Raw genomic sequence first — 23,597 nt, 5'->3', positions numbered from 1 at the left:
ACGCGCCGTCACCCCGCCGTCGGCCCCCGACCGATCGGTCGGCTGTGCAGATCAGTCACCGATCGGCGGTCCGAGCAGATCGTCGGCGTCGGTGATGCGGTAGGCGTAGCCTTGCTCGGCCAGGAAGCGCTGCCGGTGCGCGGCGTATTCGGCGTCGAGGGTGTCGCGGGCGACCACCGAGTAGAAATGCGCCTGTCCCCCATCCTGTTTCGGCCGCAGCAGCCGGCCGAGGCGCTGGGCCTCCTCCTGCCGGGAGCCGAAGGTGCCCGAAACCTGCACCGCCACCGAGGCTTCCGGCAGATCGATGGAGAAGTTCGCGACCTTGCTGACCACCAGCACCGGCACCTCGCCGGACCGGAACGCGTCGAAGAGCGCCTCCCGCTCCTTGTTCTTGGTGGCGCCGGTGATCACCGGCGCGTTCAGGTCGACGCCCAGCTCCTCGAGCTGGTCCAGGTACGCGCCGATCACCAGCGTCGGCGCGTCCTTGTGCCTGGCCAGGATCGACTCCACCACCGGGATCTTGGTGCGCGCGGTGGAACACAGCTTGTAGCGCTCCTCCGGCTCGGCGGTGGCGTAGGCCATCCGCTCGGCATCGGTGAGCGTCACCCGCACCTCGACGCAGTCGGCGGGCGCGATCCAGCCCTGCGCCTCGATGTCCTTCCACGGCGCGTCATAGCGCTTCGGGCCGATCAGCGAGAAGACGTCGCCCTCGCGGCCGTCCTCGCGCACCAGCGTGGCGGTCAGGCCGAGCCTGCGCCGGGACTGCAGATCGGCGGTCATCCGGAACACCGGCGCGGGCAGCAGGTGCACCTCGTCGTAGATCACCAGGCCCCAGTCGCGGCTGTCGAACAGCTCCAGGTGCTTGTACTCACCCTTGGTCTTGCGGGTGATCACCTGGTACGTGGCGATGGTGACCGGGCGGATCTCCTTGCGCTCGCCGGAGTACTCGCCGATCTCGTCCTCGGTCAGCGTGGTCCGCGCCAGCAGCTCGCGCCGCCACTGCCTGCCCGCGACGGTATTGGTGACCAGGATCAACGTGGTCGCCTTGGCCTTGGCCATGGCCGCAGCGCCGACCATCGTCTTGCCCGCGCCACACGGCAGCACGACCACGCCGGAGCCGCCCGCCCAGAACGAGTCGGCGGCCATCTCCTGGTAGTCGCGCAGGTGCCACTTGCCCTCGGTGTAGTCCAGGCCGATGTCGTGCGCCTCGCCGTCGACGTAGCCGGCCAGATCCTCGGCGGGCCAGCCGATCTTGAGCAGCATCTGCTTGATGTGGCCGCGCTCGGACGGGTGCACGATCACCGTGTCGTCGTCGATCCTGGCGCCGAGCATGGGGGCGATCTTCTTGTGCCGCAGCACTTCCTCGAGCACCGCGCGGTCCAGGCTCACCAGGCACAGCCCGTGCGCCGGATGCTTGACCAGCTGCAGCCTGCCGTAGCGGCCCATGGTGTCGACGATGTCGACCAGCAGCGGCTGCGGCACCGCGTAGCGCGAGAAGTTCACCAGCGCGTCGACGACCTGCTCGGCGTCGTGTCCGGCCGCGCGGGCGTTCCACAACGCCAGCGGCGTGATCCGGTAGGTATGCACGTGTTCGGGCGCGCGCTCGAGCTCCGCGAACGGCGCGATGGCCTGCCGCGCGTTGCCTGCCAGCTCGTGGTCGACCTCGAGCAGCAGGGTCTTGTCGCTCTGCACGATCAGCGGACCGTCGGTCACAGTGTTCCTTAGCGGCCGGGGCCGCGGGTTCGGGGCCTCGTGACCCTCGATCGAGCACTCGATCGAGGGGCGGCCCCGAACGGGCTCGTCGAGCTCGCCCTGTGCGGGGTGCGTTCGGCCGGGGTGTTTCTACGTTGGCGCCGCCGGGGTGGATCGCTTCGGCAGCCTTTGTCGATTGTACGGACCCGGGCCGACACGACTCGGGGCGAAGCGGTGGGGGTGCGGTCCAGCAGGTGTCGACTGGACCGCGACAAGACCGCACTGACCAGGTCAGACTCGATGCGTGCTTCAGACGACGGCGGTTCTCGGGGTTGGTGCGGCAGCGCTCGGCATGGTGCTCACGCCGGGGCCGAACATGATGTATCTGGTGTCCCGGACGGTGGCGCAGGGGCGCCGCGCGGGGCTGATCTCGCTGGCCGGGGTCGCCGCCGGGTTCGCGGTGTATCTGCTGGCCGCGGCCGCCGGGATCACCGCGGTGTTCGCCGTGGTTCCGGGCCTCTACCTGGGGCTCAAGCTCGCCGGCGCCTGCTATCTGCTGTGGCTGGCCTGGCAGGCGGTGCGTCCGGGTGGGGTGTCGGTCTTCGCACCGGTCGACCTGCCCGTCGATCCCGCCCGGCGCCTGTTCACCATGGGCTTCGTCACGAACCTGCTCAATCCCAAGATCGCGATCATGTACATGGCGCTGATCCCGCAGTTCGTCGATCCCGCACGCGGCGCGCTGTGGTTGCAGAGCCTGTCGCTGGGTGCGATCCAGATCACCGTCGCCCTCACCGTCAACGCGCTGATCGTGCTCGGCGCGGCCGGCCTGGCCGGCTTCCTCACCGCGCGCCCGCTCTGGCTGCGCACCCAGCGGTACCTGATGGGGACCGCGCTCGGCGGGATCGCGATCATGCTCGCCACCGACCGCGCCCGCCCCGCTCCGGCCTGACCCGCGCCGCTCGACACGGACGCGCGACATGCGCGGCCTGGTCGGCTGCCACCCTCACCGCCGTGTCACGCTGCTGGGTGATCCGGGCGAGAAGGAGTGAGCGGTGAGTGGTGGGATGCTGGTGGCGATGGTCGCGGCCGGGCCGTCGGCGACGGAGCTGGACTCGGCGCTGACCGCCGTCCATCGCGGCGGCGAGCTGATGGGCGTCATCTCGTTCGCGGCATCGGGCGCGCTGGTCGCCGTGCGCAAGCGGCTCGACCTGTTCGGCATGGCGATCCTGGCCACCGCGACCGCGCTGGGCGGCGGCATCGTGCGCGACCTGCTGATCGGGCGCACGCCGCCGGGCGCGTTCACCGACCTGACCTACCTGTCCGCGTCCCTGGTGACCGCGCTCGTCCTGTACTTCATCGCGCCATCGCGCCGGCTCACCAAGGGACCGCTCGAGATCGCCGACGCGATCGGGCTCGGCCTGTTCTGCGTCACGGGCACGGTCATCGCGTACTCGGCGGGCGTCGGCGCCCCCACCGCCGCGCTGCTCGGCATGACGACCGCCATCGGTGGCGGCGTCCTGCGCGATGTGCTCAGCGGCGAGGTCCCGTTCGTGCTCCGCCCCGACCAGGACCTGTACGCGATCCCCGCCCTGTTCGGCGCGGCCGCCACCGCGACCCTGCTGCACTTCGACCTGTACCGGACCTGGACCGGCCTGCTCGCCGCGCTCGGGGCCATCGGCTTCCGCCTGCTGGCCCGCCACTACCAGTGGCACGCGCCGACGGCCCGGCACGCCCGCGACTGAGGACGCACCGGCAGTCCCGGCAGGCGACAGCCGGGACACCCCCTCAGCGCACCGCCATCCCGGCCCGCAGGCGGCGCACACCCTCGTCGATGGTCTCGTCGCGCTTGCTGAAGGTGAAGCGCACCAGGTGTTTCCAGTCGTCGGCGTGGTCGGCGAACACGCTCACCGGCACCGCGGCGACGCCGAGCCGCGCGGGCAGTTCGCGGCAGAACGCCATCCCGTCCTCGGCGCCGAGCGGGCGGATGTCCGCGCAGACGAAGTAGCCGCCGGAGCTGGCTGCCACGCCGAACCCGGTGTCGCGCAGCGCGGCCGAGAGCCGAAGGCGCTTGTCGGACAGGCTGTCGCGCAGCGCGTGCACCCAGTCGATCTCGGCGTTGATGGCATGCGCGATGGCAGGCTGGAACGGTCCACCGCCGACGAAGGTGAGGAACTGCTTGGCCGCCAGCACGCCGTCGAGCAGCGGCGCGGGCGCGCACACCCAGCCGATCTTCCAGCCTGTGACATTGAACGTCTTGGCCGCGCTCGACACCACGATCGTGCGCTCGCGCATGCCGGGCAGCGTGGAGATGCTGATGTGCTCGGCGCCGTCGTAGACCAGGTGCTCGTACACCTCGTCGGCCAGCACCAGCAGATCGTGCTCGCGCGCCAGCTCCGCGATGGCGGTGAGGTCGGCGCGGTCGAGCACCGCGCCGGTGGGGTTGTGCGGCGAGTTGATCACCAGCATCCGGGTTTTCGGGGTGATCGCGGCGCGCAGGCTGTCCAGGTCGAGGACGAACCGATCGCCGTCGGCGACCAGGCGCGCGGTGCGCCGCTGCGCGCCCGCCAGCGCGACGGCGGCGGCGTAGGAGTCGTAGTACGGCTCGATCAGCGCCACTTCCCGGCCCGGCTCGACCAGCCCGAGCACGGCGGCGCTGATCGCCTCGGTGGCGCCGACGGTCACCAGCACCTCGGTGGCCGGGTCGTACGCCGTGCCGTAGCGGCGGGCGCGGTCGTCGGCGATCGCCTGGCGCAGCACCGGCATGCCGCGGCCCGGCGGGTACTGGTTCAGGCCGTCGGAGATCGCGGCCTTGGCGACCTCGAGCATGCCCGCGGGCCCGTCGGTATCCGGGAAGCCCTGCCCCAGATTCACCGCGTCATGGCGGATCGCCAGTTCGGTCATCTCGGCGAAGATGGTCGATCCGAACGGGCGCAAACGGGCGACGGTGGGCGGCGCAGACGACATCTCCGCAGCGTATCCCACTTTTCCCGACCGTTGCCGTCCAATAGCGAACACGCATGTTTCACAAACGTTTTGCTGGGTTGACCTGCACTATTGTGCGATCACCCAGGCTGAGCTAGCCTCGCCGTGTTCTACCTCACACACCACAGCGTGGTGGCATATCGAAAGGGGCTCCCTATGGCCTCACCCTTGCTCGATTTCATTGTCGGCCCGGCTGCGTCGGAGGTTGCCGGTTCGGCTCTGCGGTTCATCCACGATCATCTGATGGGCAGCCCCATCGTCGACTACTTCACCGGCTCGGCGACCCCGGACAACAACATGGGTTCCTCCACCGGCGACACGAACCTCGGTTCGTCCACCGGAAACCACCAGTGGGGGTCGACCTACCCGTAGACACCCGGCGCATCGGACCGGATCGCGCGGGTCCGGTCCGATGCCAGGTCAGCGCAGCCGCGCACCCGACAGCTTCGCCACATTGGCGAAATCGTAAGCAGCCCAGATTCTTCCCTCGCGCACCGCGAAGCCGAGCACCCGCACCGGCCGCCCGAACGGCGAGTTCGGATCGGTGACGACGAGGCCCGATTGCCCGTTCACCGTCGCCGAACCCAGCTCCAGACCGAGCTCTTCCTGCTGCTTGCGCCACAGGCCGAGCGCCAGGCGCGCGATCTTCTCCGCTCCCGCAACGACATTCAGCGCCGTCTTGGTGGTGCCGCCCGCGTCGGCGACGAAGGTCGCGTCCGGATGCAGCGTCGCCGCCACCGCGGTGACGTCGCCGGTGGCCAGCGCGGCGAGGAACCGCCGTACCGCCGCGTCGTGCACGTCGTCGGCGACCGGTTCCGGCGCCTTCGCCGCCGCCTTGCGGGCGCGCACCGCCAACTGCCGCGCGGCGTCGGCCGACACGCCGAGGATGTCGGCGATCTCGTCGAACGGCACGTCCAGGCTGTCGTGCAGCACCAGCGCCACCCGCTGCTGCGGGGTCAGCGCGTCGAGCACCACCAGCGCCGCCAGCCGGCTGTCCTGATGGCGGACCACCACGTCCAGCGGGTCGGGGGTGCGGCTCGGGGTGGTGACGATCGGCTCCGGAAGCCACTGCCCCACATAGGTTTCCCGGCGGACCGCCGCGCTGCGCAGATGGTCCAGGCAGATCCGGCTGACCACGGTCGTCAACCAGGCGCGCAGGTCGTCGATCTCGGACTGGTGCACGCCCGCCATCCGCAGCCAGCTCTCCTGCACGGCGTCCTCGGCGTCACCGACACTTCCGGTGAGTCGGTAGGCGACCGAAAGCAGATGCGCTCGATGCGATTCGAACAGGTCGGCGAGTAACGGGGAAACCATCGCCGCTGATCCTACGGTCGGCGAAAACCAGCTGAGAAACCGGGCGCCGACCTGTCACGATGGCTCGATGTACGAGCACACGCTCACCGACGGCACCCTCTGGCTCACCCGCCCCACCGGTGCCGACATCGACCGCATCGTCGAATGCTGCCAGGACCCCGAGGTGGGCCACTGGACGACGATCCCCGTCCCGTACACGCGCTCCGACGCCGAGGAATTCCTCGACAAGGTCGTCGCCCCCACCTGGGCGGGCAATGCCGCGGTCTGGGCCCTCCGCACCGCGCCGGACGGCCCCGTCGAAGGCATGCTCGGCCTGCACACCCGCGGGCCGGGCGTCTGCGAGATCGGCTTCTGGCTCACCGAGGGCCACCGCGGCAAGGGCCTGATGACCCGCGCCATCACCCTGGCCTGCGACTTCGCCTTCGACCCCGATGGCCTCGCCCTCGCCAGGATCACCTGGCGCGCCATGGTCGGCAACCACCCCTCGGCTGCCGCCGTCCGGCGGGTCGGGTTCCACTACGAGGGGCTGGCCCGGCAGGGCGGCATTCAGCGGGGCACCCGGGTCGACGAATGGCACGCGGCGCGCCTCGCGTCCGATCCCGGTGTCTTCGCCGAAGGGTGGCCCGCCGACATCGCACCGCGCTGAGGTGTACCGCCTGGGCGGGGTGCCGGGGTGCGGCCGCGCCGAGTTCGTCCGCCGGGGTGGGGTGCCGTGGGCGACCGCGCCGAGCTCGTCCGCCCAGGTGGGGCGCCGGGGGACCGCGCTGAGCTGGTCCGCCCGGGCGGACCAGGCCAACGACCTGGACAGCCGTGTCAGCATGTGGGTACAGGAACGCCCACGCCGAGGAGTACCGATGCCTGACGACGCGCGGTTCGAGTGGTTCGCCGACACCATGGGTGTGCGGACCAATGATCGGGTGCTCGAGCTCGGCCCGGGGTCGGGCGCCTCGCTGGTGCGGATCGCGAAGCGGTTGCGGGGCGGACGGATCGTCGGCCTCGATCGATCGGCCACCGCGATCGGCCGGGCAGCGGACCGGTGTGCCACCGAGATCGCGGACGGCAGGGTTCGGTTGGTCGAGGGAGCGGCCGGCCCCGATTCGACGCGTGCGGTACTGGCCCAGCTCGACGGGAACGACCGATTCGACCTGGTGTTCGCGGTCAACGTCAACCTGTTCTGGACCGGCCCCGCGACAGCGGCGTGGTCGATGATCCGAGAGTGCCTGTCCCCCACCGGCCGACTGTGGTTCTGCTACGGCTACGGCAGCCCCACCAGCCCTTCGACCAGCCCCAAACCCACCACCGACCAACTCACCACCCGCCTGACCGCTGCCGGATTTCACAGCGACGTAACGACTTCCGGCGATCTCCTTGCCGCCCACGCTGTCGCGAAGGGGTTGTAGTGCGCCAGGTCCACCGCCGCATTCGGGCGATGCTGGGAGTTGCCTCCACCCCGTGAGCACCCGCCCTGCGGCAAGGCCGCGCGTCGCCTTGCGGGCGGTGCCTCCACCCGGGGACCGCCGCCCTGCTGCACGGCAGCGCTACACCTAGCGGGCGGCGCCTCGACCCCGTGATCAACGCCGCCGCAGCAGGGCCGCGCTTCACCTAGCGGGCGGCGCCTCCACCCGGTGATGACCAACCGTCTTCCTTGCTGCGGGCATGCCGTGAGTGATCAACCGCCTTGCAGCGGTGGGTCAGCGCTTCGCCATGCGGGCGTGCTTCCACCCGCCGATCGACCGTCTCGATGGGGATCGTCTGCGCTCGGCGGTACCGGCGGCGGGGTCAGCGGTTGGCGTTGCGGGCGGTGCCTCGGTGGGCGGTGACGGTGGTGGGGTCTTCGGGCCAGGCGTGTTTGGGGTAGCGGCCGCGGAGGTCGGCGCGGACCTGGGGCCAGCCGTTCTGCCAGAAGGACGGGAGGTCGGCGGTGACGGCGACCGGGCGCTGGGCCGGGGACAGCAGGTGGAGGACGATCGGTACGCGGCCACCGGCGAGCGTGGGCGGTTGGGTCCAGCCGAAGATCTCCTGGACCTTCACCGCGAGGACCGGCGGGTCGGCGCTGTAGTCGATGCGGATTCGGCTGCCGGAGGGGACCTCCAGGCGTTCGGGCGCGAGCTCGTCGAGGCGGGCCGCCTCCGGCCACGGGAGGAGCCGGCGCAGCGCGGTGCCCGCGTCGATACGGGCCAGGTCGGATCGGCGACGGGCCGTCGCTAGTTCCGGGCCGAGCCACAGATCGAGGTCGGCGAGGAGCGTGTCGTCGTCGACGGCGGGCCAGGGCGCGCCGAGGGTGCGGTGCAGGAAGTCGAGGCGCTGCCGCAGGCCACGCGCGTCCTCGTCCCAGCGCAGGAGCCCGAGCCCTTCCGAACGCAGTCCCGCGCGCACCGCCTCCGCCAGCAACCGCGAATCCGGTTCGCGCAGCGCCTTTTCCGACAGCACGATCGCCCCGAGCCGTTCCACCCGCCGGGCCACCACATCACCCGACTCCCAGCGCACCTCGTCGGCCCGCGTCACCAGCCCTGGCGCCGCCGCCCGCGCGAGATCCTCATCAGCGATGGCCGCCAACCGAATCCGCCCCTCGGCCCGCCCCGGATCCCGATCCGCCACCGCCACCGCGAGCCACTCCGCCGCCGCGAGCCCGGACCCCGGCGGCAAGGTCACCGCCGTCCCACCCGCCATCAGATACGAGGCCCCGTTCGCCCGCCGCCGAGCCAACCGCTCCGGATGCGCCAACGCGATGAGCAGCGCCGCGGATTCCGCCGCCGACCCCGAACTCCCGCCCCCACGCCGCTCCTCGCCCGAGTCCTGGACTCCGCCATGACCAGTGGCGCCCGACCCAGCGTTCCCACCACTGGCGGCATCAGCGCCTGCGCCGCCCCCAGCGGTGACCGCTCCGCCATGCCCAGTGGTGCCCGACTCAGCGTTCCCACCATCGGCGGCATCAACGCCTGCGCCGCCCCCAGCGGTGACCGATCCGCCGCGTCTCGGCCCGCCTGTACCCGTCTCGCTGCCTGCACGGTCGCCTGCCCGCGAGGCGGCGGCTGCCCCAGCGTTCCCACCGCCGGCGGCTTCAGTTCCTCTGCCGCCACCAGCTGTTGCCGCTCCGCGGCGCCCACGGCCGGCTGCCAGCGAGCCATCGGTCGCCGCACGGTTCTCGTCGGCGCCGGCGCTCACGTCGCGTGCGCCGATCAGCCGGACGAGTCGTTGGACCTCTCTGGTCCAGCGGGGCGGTCGCTCGGTGCGCAGGGTGCGGAGGGCGGCTGTCGCGTCGACGCCGGGGGCTAGGGAATCGTCGTCCATCAGGACCACCATCTCGGCGGCCGCGCGGGCACCGACGTAGGCGGCACCGTCGAGGAGGGCGCGGGCGAGGCGGGGGTGCAGGCCGAGGGCGGCCATGGCGCGGCCGCGGTCGGTGATGCGGTCGGCGTCATCGAGGGCGCCGAGCGCGTGCAGGACCGCGCGGCCCGCGGCGAGGCCACCTTCCGGCGGAGCGTCCCACCAGGCGAGGCCGGTGCCGTCGGGCGTGCCCCAGCACGCCAATTCCAGTGCGAGGCGGGTGAGTTCGGCGGTACGGATCTCGGGTTCGGGATAGGCGGGCAGAGTCTGATGCTCGTATTCGGGCCAGCACCGCCAGGCGTGACCTGGCGCTTCACGACCGGCACGCCCCGCCCGCTGCTCGGCGACGGCGGCCGAGACACGCACGGTCGCGAGGCCGGACAGCCCACGCCGATGATCGATCCGGGGCACCCGCGACAAGCCGGAGTCCACGACTGCGCGAACACCGGGCACAGTGAGACTGGATTCCGCCACCGCCGTGGACAAGACGACGCGCCGCCGCGCCCCCTGCCGCAACGCGACATCCTGCACCGCGCTACCCAACCGCCCGTGCAGCGGCACCACGTCGACCCCATCGAGATCCCGCAACAACCCCGCGGTCCGATTGATCTCGCCGACCCCGGGCAGAAACACCAGCACATCCCCCTCGGTCTCGGCCAGCGCCCGCCGAGTAACCCGCGCCACGTGCGCCTCGACCCGCTCCCGAGCCAGCGCCGGAACATAGCCGACCGCCACCGGATACGCCCGCCCACGCACCTCGATCACCGGCGCCACCCCACTAGTAGGCGCAACCACCGTCGCCGCACCATCGGACGCGGACCCCGGTGCCACGGAGCCATCTCCAGTCCAGACCTCTGAAGTCGCCGGGCCACAATCGAGCAAAGCCACTTCACTCGTCGCGGATGATCCGACCGGCTCGGGCACGGCATCCCCCGCACCGAGCAATGCAGCGAGGCGTCCGGCCGCGACCGTTGCCGAGGTGGCGAGCACCCGCAGGTCAGGCCGGAGTCCGGATCGCGCGTCGAGCAACAGGGCGAGCAACAGGTCGGCGTCCAGGTGCCGCTCATGGCATTCGTCGAGCACGACCGTGCCGACACCGTCCAGCTCGGGATCACTCTGCAACCGCCGCACCAGCAGCCCGGAGGTCACCACCTCGATCCGCGTCCGCGCCCCGACCTTCCGATCCCCGCGCACGGAATACCCGACGCTCTCCCCCACCTTCTCCCCGAGCAGCGCCGCCATCCGCGCCGCAGCCGCCCGCGCCGCCAGCCGCCGAGGCTCGGCGACGACCACCTTCCCCTCGGTCCCCGCCGCCAACGCCAACGGCACCAGCGTCGTCTTCCCGGTCCCCGGCGGCGCGACCAGCACCGCCACCCCACGCCCGACCAGCGTCTCGACGATCTCCCCCAGCGCAGACCGCACCGGCAGCTCGGGTAACTCAGGCAGCTTCATCACCCACCAGTCTGCCGACCCGCACCGCCCCGTCCAGCACCCACCCGACCGCCACCGGACCCCGCCGGTGCGCCGAAGATCAGCGGAGCGTTTCCTCGATCGTGTCCGCGGTAAGAATCTGCCCAGCCCACCGATTCAGATCCTCGGGATCAGCAGCCCGAACGGTCTCGACAACAGCAGCAGGCACAGCACCGAACTTGAGCTGAAGCTGATTCAACAACGTCTTGACGACGCCCCGAACCTCACCCTCGGCACGCCCACGCAACTCCCCCTCGGCACGAAGCCGATCAGCAGCAGTCACGAGCGCCTCCTTCGCTTCCGGCCCGAACCCATCGAACAGCGGCGTCAACGCCTTCTCTTCGGTCTCACCGACCAGCATAATGTAGCGAACCAGCAGATTCAGTACCCGAAAAGCGTCCGCGCCATCGGCGACCTCCGCCAGGTCCTCGGTCCATTGGGCGAGTGCGCTGTCCAATCCGGAGTTGTTCGGGGCAGCCTTCATGACGTTCAGCATCAGCCGCACCTCCGGGACCAGCGGACGCTCCGCCAGTTCGGCCGCATCGAGCGCGGTGACGTCGTCGAGCATGAACCGGAATCGCGGCAGATAGTCACCCACCACGTCGGCGACGCCTGGCGGGAGCTGGAAAAGGTCGGCGAACTGCGTCGAGTGACACCACCGAGCTCCCTGTGAGCCGATGTGCACAACCAGCGGAATGATGACGGGCAGCCGTCGCGGTCGCGGCTTGGTCATGCGCAGATGGCGTGCCCAGATCTGCGTCAGGTACTCGAGCATCCGAAACGGCATCAGCTCGTCGCTGCTGCTCTGATGCTCCATCGCCACATAGATCAGCGCCGCACCATCTCGGCTGTCGATCTCGAACAGCAAGTCACCGAACCGAACCCGCATCTCCTCGGTGACGTAGTCCGCGGGCCCTTTACGCAGCGTCGACCAATCCAGCCAGGCCGATAGAGGTTCGGGTAGCACCGAACGCAATTCAGAGGCCGCATAGGCCGGCTCGCCCATGATGCCGCGAAACAAGCTGTCGTGTGGGTTGTCTCGGCGCCCGGTCACCGGCACACCATACGCTCGCGTGGATAGGGCCTTCCTCGATGTGGGTCGGGCGGTTACCCTGCGGGAGATGAGCATCGAGTTCGTTCTGACCACGCTCGTCATCGTCGCTACGCCGGGGACCGGGGTGCTGTTCACTCTCGCCGCCGGGCTGGCGCGTGGGGTGCGGGCGAGTGTGATCGCCGCGTTCGGGTGCACGCTCGGCATCGTGCCGCACATGATCGCCGCCGTGACCGGGCTGGCGGCGGTCTTGCACACCAGCGCGGTCGCGTTTCAGACGTTGAAGTATCTCGGTGTCGCGTATCTGCTGTACATGGCGTGGAGTACGTTCCGCGACAACGGGGCGCTGGGGGTTCCCGAGACGGGGGCGGGGCCGGCGCCGTCGGCGCGGAAGGTGATCGGGTCGGCGATTCTGCTCAATGTGCTGAACCCGAAGCTGACGATCTTCTTCTTCGCGTTCCTGCCTCAGTTCGTGCCGACCGGGGCACCGAATGCCTTGGCGCGCATGCTCGAACTGAGCGGACTGTTCATGCTGGCGACGTTCGTCGTCTTCGCCGTCTACGGTGCGGCCGCGGCGGCGGTGCGCTCGCACATCCTGGCGCGCCCGGTCGTGGTGACGTGGATGCGCCGGGTATTCGGCGCCTCGTTCGTCGCACTGGCCGGCCGCCTCGCGGTACAGAACCAGTAGCGGAAAGCACTGTGGCCCCGGATTTCTCCGGGGCCACAGTACGGAAGACACTCAGCCGCGACGGGATTCGACGGCGGCGGCGAGGCGGTCGAGCTGGGCCGCGGTGACGTTCCAGTCGATGCACGCGTCGGTGATGGACTGGCCGTAGGTGAGCTCGTCGGCCTTGCCGAGCGTCAGGTCCTGGCGGCCCGCGACGAGGAACGACTCCAGCATCACGCCGACCACGCCCTGCTCACCGGCGGCGAGCCGCTCGGCGATGTCGGTGACGACGTCGACCTGGCGGTTGTGGTCCTTGTTGCTGTTGCCGTGGCTGGCGTCGACCACCACGCGCTGGGCCAGCGACGACTTCTCCAGCCGGAGCTTGGCCTCGGCGACGGAGGCGGCGTCGTAGTTGGTGCCGTTGCTGCCACCGCGCAGGATGACGTGGCAGTCCGGGTTGCCCGTGGTGCGGATCAGCGCGGAACGACCGTCGAGGTCGGTGCCGGGGAAGACGTGGCTGGCCGCGGCGGCGCGCACACCGTCGACGGCGACCTGCACGTCACCGTCGGTGCCGTTCTTGATGCCGACCGGCATGGACAGCGCCGAGGACAGCTGCCGGTGCACCTGGCTGGCGGCGGTGCGGGCACCGATCGCGCCGTAGGAGACCAGGTCGGCGATGTACTGCGGGGTGATCGGGTCGAGGAACTCGCACGCGACCGGCAGGCCGAGCGCGGTGATGTCGACGAGCACCTTGCGGCCGATGCCGAGGCCGGTGTTGACGTCGAACGAACCGTCCAGGTGCGGATCGTTGATCAGGCCCTTCCAGCCCAGCGTGGTGCGCGGCTTCTCGAAGTACACCCGCATCACCACGTGCAGCCGGTCGTTCAGCTCGGCGGCCTTGGCGGCCAGCTTGCGCGCGTAGTCCAGCGCGGCGGCCGGGTCGTGCACCGAGCACGGGCCGACGATCACCATGAGGCGATCGTCGTCGCCGTTGAGCACGTCGACGGTGGCCTTGCGGCCCGCGCGCACGGTGTCGGCGAGCTCGTCGGTGATGGGGTGGACGGTGCGCACCTCGGCGGGCGAGCGCAACGGGCTCACGCTGAGGGTGCGCTGGTCATCGAGATCGGAATGCCGCGAGTCGACATCGGCTGCGGTGGTCATGTGTGGGTTTCCTATTCTTCGAGGCCGACCCACGGACTTTCGCGAACCCGTCGAGCCGGTCAGTGTCCGGCTCGGGGTGGAAGAGGTCAGCGCGCAGGGTCGCAGACCGGCCCACCCAGGGCCGGCTCGCTAAACCAGAAATATGCGCGCTGCATGCCGTGGACTGTACCACCGGTGAAACGTCGGGAGCGGGGGCCTGGTTGCCCGGAGTGTGGACCATCACATCCCCGCGTCCGCGAATCCTCCGGCCGAAACCCCTTGACCTCTACTTTGCTCGAGCTTTTAGCGTCGGTAGCCGAGGAAAGGAAATCGACTGTGACAACACTGGTTACGGGCGCGACCGGCAACACCGGTCGCCAGGTGGTCCGCGAACTCGTCGGCCGCGGGGAGAAGGTCAAGGCGCTCACCCGCGATGCCGCCGCCGCGCGCACGCTGCTCGGTCCGGAGGTGGAACTGATCACCGGCACGCACACCGTGCCGTCGACGCTCGACGACGCCTGGCACGGCGTCGATCGGCTGCACGTGACGGTGACGGCCGGGCTCGCCGAGGTCGGGCCGGAGCTGATCGGCCGGGCCGTCGCGGCGGGGGTGCGCCGCATCACGGTGGTGTGGGGTGGCGGCATCGGGCCGGTCGAGCAGGCCGTCGCCGAGTCCGGCGTGGAATGGACGCGGCTGGAGCCGCAGGAATTCATGTCGAACGCGCTCACCTGGCGGGAGACGATCCTGGCCGACGGTGTGGTCCGCGAGCCCTACGACCACCCGAGCGCGGTGGTCCACGAGGCCGATATCGGCGCGGTCGCCGCGGTCGCGCTGCTGGCGGACGGCCATCACGGCCGCGCCTACAACCTGACCGGGCCCGCGCCGCTGAGCACCAACGAGCGGATCGCGATCCTGGCCGCGGCGGCGGGCAGGCCGATCGAGTTCGCCAGGATCACCCACCAGCAGGCCGTCGACCGGCTGATCGCCACCGGCGTCTCGCAGGCCGACGCCGACTACGTGATCGGCTGGCACGCCGAATCGAGCCCGGAGTCGTACACGGTGGATCCGACGGTCGAGAACGTGCTCGGCCGCCCGGCGCGCACCTTCGCGCAGTGGGCAGCCGAACACGGACACCGGTTCGCCCGGGCCAGCTGACCGCGCCGCGCCGATTCGCTCAGCCCAGCCGACCGGGCCGAGCGCCCGGTTCACTCAGCCCCACTGACCCGGCACGTAGTCGCCCGCGGGGGTGCGGGCGATCGCGTTCATCCGGTTCCAGGCGTTGATCATCGCGATGGCGGCGATCAACGCGGCGGTCTGGTCGTCGTCGAAGTGCTTGCGCACCCGCTCCCAGGTGTCGTCGGAGACGTGCCCGCCGTCGGCGACACGGGTCGCCTCCTCGGTCAGCGCGAGGGCGGCCCGCTCGGCCTCGGTGAAGACGGTGGCCTCGTGCCAGGCGGCGACCAGGTTCAGCCGCGTCGTCGACTCGCCCGCGTGCACGGCATCCTTGAAGTGCATGTCGGTGCAGTAGCTACAGCCGTTGATCTGCGAGGCACGCAGCTTGACCAACTCGTAGGTCGCCTTGTCCAGCGTCGAGTCGTCGATCACCTTGCTCGCCATGGTCAGGCGCTTGGTGAAGCTGGTGGCGACCGGGTTGCCGTAGAGCTTGAAGCGCGGTTCCATGATGACTCCTTCGTCGTTCTGCGGGGTTCTACAGAGACGACGAGGGAGCCACCCCGGGTGTGACACCACCAGATGTGATGCCGGTCACCATGAATCAGATCAGGCCGCAGAGCTTCTCGGAGAGCTCCCACAGCTCGGCCGCGACCGCGCGATTCTTCGACGCGGCGGTACTGCCGCAGCGGGCCGGGTAGCCGCGCAGGCCGAGCAGGCCGTCGGGGCCGTAGAACGCGCCGGGCACGATGTCGGCGGTGGCGGCGAACAGCGTCGGCAGCGCACCCTGCTCGGCGCTCTGCGCCAGGGTGCGGTTGCCCAGCCACATCACCGCGTCCTGGATGGACTCGGTGTGCGACATGAGTTCGGTGGCGGCGTAGCCGGGGTGCGCGGCGACCGAGACCACCGCGGCGCCCTCACCGGCCAGCCTGCGCTGCAATTCGTAGGCGAACATCAGGTTGGCCAGCTTGGACTGACCGTAGGCCAGCCAGCGGTCGTAGCGGCGGCGCTCCCAGTTGGGGTCGTCCAGGTCGATCCGGCCGATGCGGTGCGCGCCACTGGACACCGTGACCACGCGATCGGTGATCCGGTCCAGCAGCAGGTTGGTGAGCGCGAAGTGGCCGAGGTGGTTGGTGCCGAACTGCATCTCGAAACCGTCGGCGGTGCGGCGCAGCGGCAGCGCCATCACGCCGGCGTTGTTGATCAGCACGTCGACCCGCTCGATCGAGTCGGCGAAGGCGCGGACCGAGTTCAGGTTCGCCAGGTCGAGTTCGCGGACCTCGGTCTCGCCCGGCAGACTCGCCGCGACCCGCTCCGCCTTGCCCGTATCTCGGCACGCCAGGATCACCTGGGCGCCCGCGGCGGCGAGCGCGCGCGTGGTGGCGGCGCCTAGGCCACTGTTGGCTCCGGTGACGACGATGGTGCGGCCGGTCTGGTCGGGCAGGTTCGCGGTAGTCCACTTACTCACCGGCGAAAGTCTACTGCGACCTGCGAAAAGCGCGAATCGGCAAGAGCCGGTGCGTGGTTCGCACCGGCTCTCGTCGTCAGGACTGCGCGAGGATCTCCTCGTCGGTCATCGCGGCGACCTCGAGGTACATCGTGGCGACCGCGTCGAGCCTGCCGGTGGTGCCCGCGGCGGCTTCGCGCTCGAGCATGCGCGCCGCCAGCCCGGCGATATCGCGCGCGGTGAACAGGTCGGCGACCACGGTGTCGGGGGCGTCGAGCCACTCGCGGACGCGGGCGACGGCGGTGGTGGCGAGCACCGAGTCGCCGCCGAGGGCGAAGAAGTCGTCGGTGACGCCGATCCGCTCGGTCGCCAGCACCTCGCCGATCACCGCGGCGAGCGCGCGCTCGAGCTCGGTCCGCGGCGCGACGAACTCGACGGCCGCCTCGTTGCGCTCCAGCACCGCGCGCACCGCCTTGCGGTCCGGCTTGGCGTTGGAGGTGAGCGGGAGCTCGGCGAGCAGTTCCAGCCGGGTCGGGACCATGTAGGCGGGCACCAGCTCGGCGGTCGCGGCCAGCACGGCGTCGACATCGATGGCGGCGTCCGGGGTCGCCACGATCGCGGCGACCAGCTTCGGTGCCGCGGCGCCGACCACGGCCGCGACCGCGTGCCGGATGCCGGGAACCGCGCGCAGGGCGCTCTCCACCTCGCCCAGCTCCACCCGGTAGCCCCGGATCTTGACCTGGTGATCGGCGCGGCCGAGGAATTCCAGGCCGCCGTCGGGCAGATAGCGGGCCAGGTCACCGGTGCGGTACCAGCGCACACCCTCGTGGGTGACGAACCGGTCGGCGGTGCGCTCCGGATCGGCGCGGTAGCCGGCGGCGACACCATCCCCACCGATCCACAGCTCACCGGTCACCCAGTCGGGGCAGTCGTTGCCCGCGGGGCCGACGACGCGGCAGCGCACATTGCGCAGCGGAGTGCCGTAGGGCACCGCGCTCCACTCGGCGGGCACCTGCGCGTCGACGACCTCGCAGATGGTCGAGTGGATCGCGGTCTCGGTGGCGCCGCCGAGACCGGCGAACCGGCACTCCGGCGCGACGGCGGCCAGGCGCGCGGGCAGGGCCACGTCGACCCAGTCGCCGCCGAGGATCACCGTGCGCAGCGACGGCAGCGCCGCGCCCGCCGCCGCGGTGAGCAGCATGTCGAGCAGGCTCGGGACGCAGTTGAGCATCGACACCCGGTGGCGGCCGATCAGTTCCACCCACCGGGCCGGGTCGGCGCGCTGGGTGTCGTCCACGGCGACGACCGCGCCGCCGACGGCGAGCAGGCCGAAGATGTCGTAGACCGACAGGTCGAACTCCAGCGCGGACAGGGCCAGCGCCCGATCGTCCGCGCCGAGGCCGAAGCGCTCGTTGAGATCGTCGATGGTGTTCATCGCGGCGCGATGCGGCACCTCGACGCCCTTGGGCTTGCCCGTCGAGCCGGAGGTGAACAGCACATAGGCGATGTTCTCCGGATCACCGAAGACGGGGCGCGCCAACGGTTCCGCGTGATTGCGGGCCTCGGCCAGATCGATCGCACGCGCGTCGGGAATCAGCGCGCCACCGACGGTGAGCACCGCGACCGAGTCGGCGGTGCGCAGGATCTCCGCGCGTCGGGCGGCGGGCTGATCGAAGCCGATCGGCACGTACACCGCGCCCGCCGCGAGCACACCGAGCACCGCGACGACCTGATCCGGCCCCTTCGGCAGCTGCACGGCCACCGAATCACCTGGCGCCACACCGGCTTCCCGCAGCGCACCGGCCACGGCCAGCGCGTCGGCGGCCAGTTCGCCGTAGGTCAGCTGCCCGGCGGGCTCCCAGAGCACCGCGGGCGCGGACGGATTGGTGGCGGCGTTGGCGAAGAAGCCGGTGTGCAGCAGGCCACCGCTGACCGGACCGGTCGTGGCGTTGACGCGAGCACGAGTCGCGGCCTGCTCCACGGGAATTCGCACACCAGCCTCGGCTTGCCAGCCGGCGTCGCCGACCGGCGCCGCGGTTCGTCCGCGGCGGTCCGCGGCAGCGGACGCGAGGTCCACACTCGACACCGGCTCGGTCGCGCTCGCCGCACCACCCGTCGACGGCGCTCGGCCCGCAACGCCGACACCGATCGGCCCCGCCTGCGTGGCTGCCGCGATCGAACCCGCATCGCCCGATGCCGACTCGGCACCGTCCAGTGTGGTGCTCTGGCCGCCGAGCCGCTCGATCGCATCGATGTAGCGGGCGAACATGGCCTCGACCATGCCGGCGGGGAAGGCGGATTCGCGGATGTCCCAGTTGAGCAGCAGGCCGCCGCGGACCTCGGTGATCTGGGCGTCGAGCAGCACCTGCGGACCCTGGGAGATGATCCAGACCGGCTCGCCGAAGGTGTCGGTGACGGTGTCGGCGAACAGCTCGCCCAGGTTCAGCGCGCTGGTGTAGACGATGGGGGCGAGCACCGGCTCGCCGCGGTGACGGCCCAGGTCACGCAGCACTTCCAGGCCGGAATAGGCCGAGTGCGCGCCCGCCTCGTGCAGCCGCTGCTGGAGGGCGCGGGCCCGGTCGGCGACGGTGGCGGGCTCGGTGACGTCGACCTCGAGCAGCACCGAGGAGGTGAAGTCGCCGACGACGCCGTCGACCTGCGGGTGCACCGGTTCCCGGTGGAACAGCGGCAGATTCAGCAGGAACCGGCGCTGCGCCGACCAGCCGCCGATGGTCTCGGCGAACACCGAGGCCAGCGCCATCGCGGGGGTGATGCCGCGCGCGTGGGCGGCGTCGAAGACCTGGGCCTTGGCCTGCGGGGACAGCCAGCGGTGCAGGCGGACGGTCCGGCTCGGGTCCGAGAGGTGCTGGGACTGTGGCAGTTCTGGCGAGCCGGGCAGCTGGGACAGGCGGTCCTGCCACCAGGCGCGGTCGCGGGCGTGCTCGTCGCCGGTGCCCGCCGGGTGCTCGGCCAGGTACTGCCGGAAGGTGTAGTCCTGGGGCGGCAGCTGTTCGCCGTGGTAGAGCCGGGCCAGGTCGGTGACGAGGACGCGGTAGCTCATCGCGTCGGCGGCGAGCATGTCGACATCGAGGTGCAGGCGGGTGCGGCCGTCGGCCAGGCGGGTCAGCGCGATATCGATCACCTGACCGTCCTGCACCGCCATCCGCTGATGGGTGCGCGCGGTCCGCAGTTCCTCGAGCCGCAGCTCGGCCTCGTCGGCGGCGGATTCGCGGAGATCGGTGACGCTGTACACGGCGCGGCCCGGACGGTCGAGGGTCTGCTGGGTGCCGTCGGGCAGGAATCGGGTGCGCAGCATGGGGTGCCGCGCCAGCAGCTGCTCGACGGCCCGCTCGAGGCGCTCGGGATCGACATCGGCACCGTCGAATTCGACGTAGAGGTGCGCGGCGACGCCGCCGAGTTCCTGCGCGTCGGACCGGCCGATCCAGTACGCGTGCTGCATCGGGGCCAGCGCGAACGGGGTGCCGTCGTCGGGCACGATCGCGAATTCGCCTGCGGGCGTGCCGAAGTCGCCGCCCACGGCCGAGCCGCCGTCGGCCACAGCCGGGCCGCCGTCTGGCACGACCGAGCCCCCGTCGGGCACAACCGGGCTGCCGTCGGGCACAACCAGGCTGCCGTCGGCGGGCACAGCCGGGCTGCCGTCGGCGGGCCGTGCGGCTCCGGATGCGGCCGCGTCGCTGGGGCCTGCGGGCAGGTCGGCGCTCGCGCCGGCCTGCGTCCCGCCCTCCGCGAGCGGTTGCGGCGCGACGGGCCCGGCCTCGAGTTCGTCGGGGTCGGCGCCGTTGAGTAAGGCGTACCAGGCGTCGACCGTCGGATGGGCCGCCAGCAGCGCGAAGTTCACCGCGATGCCGCGCTTGCGCCAGCCACCGGCGAGCTTCATGGTGCGGATCGAGTCCAGGCCGAGCTGGATCAGGTCGGTGGCGTCGGCGACGTCTTCGGGCGTGAGCTCGAGCTGGCGGGCGATCGCGGCACGGATCTCGGCGCGGTCGATCACGACGCCTGCGGGGGCTGTGTCCATCTGCCGGTTCACTCCTTGCTCGCCGTCCGGGCCGGACGGATTTCGGTACTGCTCGGCGGCAGCCTACTCCATTGAGATAGGGTTGCCTAACCTATGCAAGGGTAGCCTGCGACGCGGGCGCCGAACCACCGCACTACCGGCCAGAGCAGCGAGGCAGAACGTGACGTCGACATCAGCCGCAGCAGACCATCGCGAGGGCTACGTCCCCTTCCCCGAGGCCGCCGCACAGCAGTACCGCGCCGACGGCTACTGGGCCGGACGAACCCTCGGTGACCTCCTGCGCGACTCCGCCCGCAGCGGGCCGGACCGGCCCGCGATCCTGACCGACGAGGGCGCGCGGACCTACGCCGAACTCGACGCCGCCGCCGACCGGATGGCGCACGGCCTGCTCGCGCTCGGCATCAACCCCGGCGACCGGGTGGTCGTCCAGCTGCCGAACATCCCGGAGTTCGCCACCGCCCTGTTCGGTCTGCTGCGAGCAGGCATCATCCCGGTGCTGACGCTGCCCGCGCACCGCCGCGCCGAGATCGAGCACCTGGCCGCGCTCTCCGGCGCCGTTGCCTACCTGATCCCCGACACCCTGGCCGATTTCGACTACCGCGAGCTCGCCGCCACCGTGCGCGCGGCCGTCCCGAGCCTGCGCCACGTCCTCGTCGCCGGCGACCCGGGCGAGTTCACCGCGCTGGATTCGATCGCGGCCGACGGCACGTCGCTGCCGGCGGTCGACCCGTCCGAGATCGCGCTGATGCTGGTCTCCGGCGGCACCACCGGCCTGCCCAAGCTGATCGCCCGCACCCACGACGACTACGCCTACAACGCGACCGCCAGCGCGGCGGTCTGCGAACTCACCAGCGACGACGTCTACCTCGCGACCCTGCCCGCCGCGCACAACTTCCCGCTGGCCTGCCCCGGCATCCTCGGTGTCGTCGCGACCGGCGGCGCGATCGCCTTCACTCTCGACCCGAGCCCGGAGGCGGCCTTCGCCGCGATCGAGCGGCACGGCGTCACCGTCACCGCCGTCGTCCCGCCGCTGGCCCAATTGTGGAGCGCCGCGGTCGAATGGGAGGACGCCGACCTGAGCTCGCTGCGCCTGCTCCAGGTCGGCGGCGCGCGCCTGGCCGAGGTCAATGCCCGCGACGTGGAGCCCGCGCTGCACTGCCGCCTCCAGCAGGTGTTCGGCATGGCCGAGGGCCTGCTCAACTACACCCGCCTCGACGATGACGACGAGCTGGTCTACACCACCCAGGGCCGCCCGCTCTCCCCCGCCGACGAACTGCGCGTCGTCGACGCCGACGGCAACGACGTCGCGCCCGGCGAAGAGGGCGAACTGCTCACCCGCGGCCCGTACACGCTGCGCGGCTACTACCGCGCGCCCGAGCACAACGCCCGCGCCTTCACCCCCGACGGCTACTACCGCAGCGGCGATCTCGTGCGGCAGCTGCCCAGCGGGCACCTGGTGGTCAGCGGCCGGATCAAGGACGTGATCAACCGCGGCGGCGAGAACATCTCCTGCGACGAACTCGAGGAGCACCTGCTCGCCCACCCCGCCGTCCGGCACGCGGCCGCGGTCGGCCTGCCCGACGCCTCGCTCGGCGAGAAGGCGTGCGTCGTCCTGGTCGTCACGGGCGAGCTGCCCAGCCTCGGCGAGATCAAGACCTTCCTCACCGAGCGTGGCCTGGCCACCTACAAGCTGCCCGACGTGGTCCGCCAGGCGGATGCACTCCCGATCACCGCGGTCGGCAAGATCGACAAGAAGGCCCTGCGCGCGCTGCACGGCTGACCGGAACGCGCAACGGCGGCCCACCGAAAGGTGAGCCGCCGTTCTGCTGTCTCAAGCCTTGACGACGTAAGGCGCTACGCTGCCCAGCTTCTCGCAGGTCTCCTCGAACTCGCGCTCCGGCCGCGACTGCCCGACGATGCCCGCGCCGGCACGCAGCCAGGCGCCCGCACCGGTCTGGTAGATGGCGCGCAGCACCAGGGTGGCCTCGAGCGCACCGGTCGGCGAGACACACACCACCGCACCGGAGTACAGGCCGCGCGGGTCGTGGTCGTTGCGGAAGACGGAGTCGACGCCCTCGCGCTTGGGGATGCCGGAGGCGGTCACCGACGGGAACAGCACCTCGAGCGCGTCCCAGCTGGTCCGGTCGGCGGCGAGGGTGCCGCGCACGGTCGAGGCCAGGTGCTGCACGCTGCCGCGCTCACGCACCGCCATGAAGTCGGAGACGGCGGGGGTGCCGGGCACGGCCACCGCGGTGATCTCGGCGAAGGAGGTCTGCACCGAGATCGCGTGCTCCACGATCTCCTTCGGATCGGCGAGCAGTTCGGTGCGGGCCGCGTCGTCGGCCGCGGCGCCGAGCCCGAAGGCGCGGGTGCCCGCCAGCGGCTCGGTGGTGACGATGCGATCGTCGTCGACGGAGGCCACCAGCTCCGGGCTGAACCCGGCGGCCTCGAGCCCGCCGAGACGCAGCAGGAACGAGCGCGCGGGGGTGTTGTTGGCCCGCCCGAGCCGATAGGTGCCCGGCACGTCGACCGCGAAGGGCAGCGCGACCTTGCGCGACAGAATGACCTTCTGGTAGCTGCCGGAACGGATCTCGGCCACCGCGTCGGCGACGCGGCCCTGGTAGTCCGTCGGGTCGGGGCGCACGTCGACCGGGTGCGCGACCGGCAGGTCGGTGCCCTGCGACGCGGCGATCAGGTCGTGGATATCGCAGGCCTCGTTCGGGGTGGCGCCGCTGATCCGCACGCCGGTGGCGTCGATGCGCACCTCGATCCGCGGGATCATCAGGTGCGCGAGGGGGGTCCGCTGGTTCAGGTAACGGGTGGCCTCCAGCGAGTAGGCGCAGAACTCGAACCCGATCCAGCCGAAGGCGTTGCGGCCGTCGAGCGGCAGCTCGGCCAGCGCGGCGTCGACGACCTGCGCGGGGCTGCCCGTCCACGCGCGCGCGGTGGTCTGCCCACCCCAGACCGTGCGCAGCTCACCGGCGTCGAGTTCCACACTGCCGAGCGGATCGGCGGCGAACACCCATTCCCCGGGCTGCTCGTACATCACGTACTCACCGAAACGGTCCGCCGCTGCCAGGCGGGCCATCGCTGCCGCTGGATCGGTCACATACTCCACCCGTACGGGCTGCTCCGTCGACGACAACGATCCTCCAAGGTAATGCTGACCTAACTTTCTCGGGTTAGGTTAGCATTACCTCGTCGGTTGGCCAGACCAGTATTGGGTAACCTAGGCCACCCCGATCGGCCGTCGCAACGCGCGGTAGCCCAAGTTCGGTGCGCCGAGGCGGATCTGCCGCTT

The 23,597-nt window shown here is 71.1% G+C and carries 18 protein-coding genes; 8 read left to right on the top strand and 10 right to left on the bottom strand.

Features of this window, described 5'->3' with window-relative positions:
* Window positions 1–51: 51 nt before the first annotated feature.
* Entirely contained in the window at window positions 52–1,713 is a 1,662-nt protein-coding gene (locus AB0H54_RS17195) for a DNA repair helicase XPB (RefSeq protein ID WP_357346360.1), read from the bottom strand.
* Between the two features lie 283 nt (window positions 1,714–1,996).
* Between AB0H54_RS17195 and AB0H54_RS17190 the strand changes: the two genes are divergently transcribed.
* Complete coding sequence (locus tag AB0H54_RS17190) at window positions 1,997–2,641, top strand: LysE family translocator (RefSeq protein ID WP_355271080.1); 645 nt, start codon at window positions 1,997–1,999, stop codon at window positions 2,639–2,641.
* A 103-nt stretch (window positions 2,642–2,744) separates the two neighbouring features.
* Window positions 2,745–3,434: a trimeric intracellular cation channel family protein gene (locus tag AB0H54_RS17185; RefSeq protein WP_355271079.1), complete on the top strand. Its 690-nt coding sequence runs from the start codon at window positions 2,745–2,747 to the stop codon at window positions 3,432–3,434.
* Window positions 3,435–3,477: 43 nt separating this feature from the next.
* On the opposite strand, the gene AB0H54_RS17180 is transcribed toward AB0H54_RS17185, so the two are convergent.
* Complete coding sequence (locus AB0H54_RS17180; protein WP_357346359.1) at window positions 3,478–4,656, bottom strand: pyridoxal phosphate-dependent aminotransferase; 1,179 nt, start codon at window positions 4,654–4,656, stop codon at window positions 3,478–3,480.
* A 261-nt stretch (window positions 4,657–4,917) separates the two neighbouring features.
* On the opposite strand from AB0H54_RS17180, the gene AB0H54_RS17175 reads away from it, so the two are divergent.
* Window positions 4,918–5,046 carry a hypothetical protein gene (locus AB0H54_RS17175; protein WP_355271075.1) on the top strand — a complete coding sequence of 43 codons (129 nt, stop codon included), beginning with the start codon at window positions 4,918–4,920 and terminating at the stop codon, window positions 5,044–5,046.
* Window positions 5,047–5,094: 48 nt separating this feature from the next.
* On the opposite strand, the gene sigJ is transcribed toward AB0H54_RS17175, so the two are convergent.
* A complete protein-coding gene (sigJ, locus tag AB0H54_RS17170; RefSeq protein ID WP_357346358.1) occupies window positions 5,095–5,988 on the bottom strand; it encodes an RNA polymerase sigma factor SigJ in 894 nt (297 codons plus the stop codon).
* Between the two features lie 67 nt (window positions 5,989–6,055).
* Here sigJ and AB0H54_RS17165 point away from each other — a divergent pair, with 67 nt between their 5' ends.
* Window positions 6,056–6,634 (top strand): GNAT family N-acetyltransferase, encoded by a 579-nt coding sequence (locus AB0H54_RS17165; protein WP_355271072.1) that lies wholly within the window; start codon window positions 6,056–6,058, stop codon window positions 6,632–6,634.
* A 208-nt stretch (window positions 6,635–6,842) separates the two neighbouring features.
* A complete protein-coding gene (locus AB0H54_RS17160; protein WP_357346357.1) occupies window positions 6,843–7,388 on the top strand; it encodes a class I SAM-dependent methyltransferase in 546 nt (181 codons plus the stop codon).
* A 379-nt stretch (window positions 7,389–7,767) separates the two neighbouring features.
* On the opposite strand, the gene AB0H54_RS17155 is transcribed toward AB0H54_RS17160, so the two are convergent.
* Both AB0H54_RS17155 and AB0H54_RS17150 read right to left on the bottom strand, forming a co-directional pair.
* Window positions 7,768–10,767, bottom strand: a complete 3,000-nt coding sequence (locus AB0H54_RS17155) for an ATP-dependent helicase C-terminal domain-containing protein (RefSeq protein WP_357346356.1) — start codon at window positions 10,765–10,767, stop codon at window positions 7,768–7,770.
* Window positions 10,768–10,846: 79 nt separating this feature from the next.
* Window positions 10,847–11,839 carry an Rpn family recombination-promoting nuclease/putative transposase gene (locus AB0H54_RS17150; protein ID WP_357346355.1) on the bottom strand — a complete coding sequence of 331 codons (993 nt, stop codon included), beginning with the start codon at window positions 11,837–11,839 and terminating at the stop codon, window positions 10,847–10,849.
* A gap of 67 nt (window positions 11,840–11,906) precedes the next feature.
* Here AB0H54_RS17150 and AB0H54_RS17145 point away from each other — a divergent pair, with 67 nt between their 5' ends.
* Window positions 11,907–12,524: a LysE family translocator gene (locus AB0H54_RS17145; RefSeq protein ID WP_357346354.1), complete on the top strand. Its 618-nt coding sequence runs from the start codon at window positions 11,907–11,909 to the stop codon at window positions 12,522–12,524.
* Window positions 12,525–12,575: 51 nt separating this feature from the next.
* Here AB0H54_RS17145 and AB0H54_RS17140 read toward each other — a convergent pair whose 3' ends face one another.
* Window positions 12,576–13,664, bottom strand: a complete 1,089-nt coding sequence (locus tag AB0H54_RS17140) for a 3-deoxy-7-phosphoheptulonate synthase (protein ID WP_357346353.1) — start codon at window positions 13,662–13,664, stop codon at window positions 12,576–12,578.
* A 315-nt stretch (window positions 13,665–13,979) separates the two neighbouring features.
* Here AB0H54_RS17140 and AB0H54_RS17135 point away from each other — a divergent pair, with 315 nt between their 5' ends.
* Window positions 13,980–14,798, top strand: coding sequence for an NAD(P)H-binding protein (locus AB0H54_RS17135; protein ID WP_357346352.1), 819 nt, complete (start codon window positions 13,980–13,982; stop codon window positions 14,796–14,798).
* A gap of 54 nt (window positions 14,799–14,852) precedes the next feature.
* Here the strand turns inward: AB0H54_RS17135 and AB0H54_RS17130 are convergent, their stop codons facing one another.
* From AB0H54_RS17130 to AB0H54_RS17120, 3 genes are all read right to left on the bottom strand, one after another.
* A complete protein-coding gene (locus AB0H54_RS17130; RefSeq protein WP_357346351.1) occupies window positions 14,853–15,323 on the bottom strand; it encodes a carboxymuconolactone decarboxylase family protein in 471 nt (156 codons plus the stop codon).
* Window positions 15,324–15,417: 94 nt separating this feature from the next.
* Complete coding sequence (locus tag AB0H54_RS17125; RefSeq protein ID WP_357346350.1) at window positions 15,418–16,281, bottom strand: oxidoreductase; 864 nt, start codon at window positions 16,279–16,281, stop codon at window positions 15,418–15,420.
* Between the two features lie 76 nt (window positions 16,282–16,357).
* Window positions 16,358–20,296 (bottom strand): amino acid adenylation domain-containing protein, encoded by a 3,939-nt coding sequence (locus AB0H54_RS17120; protein ID WP_357346349.1) that lies wholly within the window; start codon window positions 20,294–20,296, stop codon window positions 16,358–16,360.
* Window positions 20,297–20,456: 160 nt separating this feature from the next.
* Between AB0H54_RS17120 and AB0H54_RS17115 the strand changes: the two genes are divergently transcribed.
* The gene (locus tag AB0H54_RS17115) at window positions 20,457–22,076 is read left to right on the top strand and encodes an AMP-binding protein (RefSeq protein ID WP_357346348.1); all 1,620 of its coding nucleotides are present in this window, start codon (window positions 20,457–20,459) and stop codon (window positions 22,074–22,076) included.
* A gap of 51 nt (window positions 22,077–22,127) precedes the next feature.
* Here AB0H54_RS17115 and AB0H54_RS17110 read toward each other — a convergent pair whose 3' ends face one another.
* On the bottom strand, window positions 22,128–23,441 hold the full coding sequence (locus AB0H54_RS17110; RefSeq protein ID WP_357346347.1) for a salicylate synthase: 1,314 nt from the start codon (window positions 23,439–23,441) through the stop codon (window positions 22,128–22,130).
* Window positions 23,442–23,597 lie beyond the last annotated feature (156 nt).

Source organism: Nocardia sp. NPDC050718 (genome assembly GCF_040654235.1).
In the GTDB taxonomy this organism is placed as follows: domain Bacteria; phylum Actinomycetota; class Actinomycetes; order Mycobacteriales; family Mycobacteriaceae; genus Nocardia.
The sequence above is the reverse complement of the archived record's forward strand: the minus strand, read 5'-3'. Positions and strand labels throughout refer to the sequence as shown.

What these genes read in the sequence shown, in the direction of transcription:
- sigJ (WP_357346358.1), bottom strand. Translation starts at nt 5,988, where the DNA reads ATGGTTTCCCCGTTACTCGCCGACCTGTTCGAATCGCATCGAGCGCAT.
- AB0H54_RS17180 (WP_357346359.1), bottom strand. Translation starts at nt 4,656, where the DNA reads ATGTCGTCTGCGCCGCCCACCGTCGCCCGTTTGCGCCCGTTCGGATCG.
- AB0H54_RS17145 (WP_357346354.1), top strand. Translation starts at nt 11,907, where the DNA reads ATGAGCATCGAGTTCGTTCTGACCACGCTCGTCATCGTCGCTACGCCG.
- AB0H54_RS17175 (WP_355271075.1), top strand. Translation starts at nt 4,918, where the DNA reads ATGGGCAGCCCCATCGTCGACTACTTCACCGGCTCGGCGACCCCGGAC.
- AB0H54_RS17155 (WP_357346356.1), bottom strand. Translation starts at nt 10,767, where the DNA reads ATGAAGCTGCCTGAGTTACCCGAGCTGCCGGTGCGGTCTGCGCTGGGG.
- AB0H54_RS17160 (WP_357346357.1), top strand. Translation starts at nt 6,843, where the DNA reads ATGCCTGACGACGCGCGGTTCGAGTGGTTCGCCGACACCATGGGTGTG.
- AB0H54_RS17165 (WP_355271072.1), top strand. Translation starts at nt 6,056, where the DNA reads ATGTACGAGCACACGCTCACCGACGGCACCCTCTGGCTCACCCGCCCC.
- AB0H54_RS17120 (WP_357346349.1), bottom strand. Translation starts at nt 20,296, where the DNA reads ATGGACACAGCCCCCGCAGGCGTCGTGATCGACCGCGCCGAGATCCGT.
- AB0H54_RS17130 (WP_357346351.1), bottom strand. Translation starts at nt 15,323, where the DNA reads ATGGAACCGCGCTTCAAGCTCTACGGCAACCCGGTCGCCACCAGCTTC.
- AB0H54_RS17140 (WP_357346353.1), bottom strand. Translation starts at nt 13,664, where the DNA reads ATGACCACCGCAGCCGATGTCGACTCGCGGCATTCCGATCTCGATGAC.